The sequence below is a fragment of the Bartonella sp. CE47NXGY genome (assembly GCF_042195415.1).
Taxonomy (GTDB): domain Bacteria; phylum Pseudomonadota; class Alphaproteobacteria; order Rhizobiales; family Rhizobiaceae; genus Bartonella.
Genome location: NZ_JBHIOI010000244.1, coordinates 1 through 650 on the forward strand (window position 1 = coordinate 1; position 650 = coordinate 650).

Here is a 650-nt window from a genome sequence, read left to right on the forward strand (position 1 = left end):
CTTGCCATGTTAAGTGCTTTTGCAATGGCTGTATCAAAATTTTCAAACCCACCCCCATATTTTCCTTTTTCTGCTAGCTCAAATAACTGATTTTCAACAGTTTCAATTTGTTGTGATGTTGTAAGTTCTACAGAAACATCATAAGCTCTATTCACAACTTGAGTGCCAAGGTTAATTAAAGAGCGTCGGATAAACAGATCATAAATGACACTCCCATAATCTTTAGTATTAATGATTGTGACTGCCTCGGTAGCTAAACGCACCACGTAATTATATACAGTGATGTCACCAATTTTCACATCATTTTCAACAAAGGGCTTAATAGTAATGGGATCTGCAACTTTTCCATTTTGAATAATTTGTGAAATGATATCAAAAAGCTTTTGATGCAACGGTTCAAAAAAGTGCTCTGCTTTTAAAAAATCAGAAACGCTATCAAGAGCATTATTATTGATAATGATAGCACCCAGCAAAGCTTTCTCTGCTTCAATATTATGGGGCAGTTGACGAAAAGAAGATTGTTCTTCTGTTTGAAAAGAAGGTAAATTAACAGCGTTCATTTTATTCATTATGATTTAAATTGATTTGATAAATGATAATTATAAATCACTGAATCTACAGTGTGAATCCCATTTTTATTTTACTTAACA

General features: G+C 32.6%; 1 protein-coding gene. It reads right to left on the bottom strand.

Translation table 11 applies throughout. The features are described from left to right. Positions 1 to 569 (bottom strand): DnaB-like helicase N-terminal domain-containing protein (locus ACFIL3_RS10890; RefSeq protein ID WP_375682285.1); only part of this gene is annotated, 569 nt, incomplete at its 3' end. Positions 570 to 650: the final 81 nt, after the last annotated feature.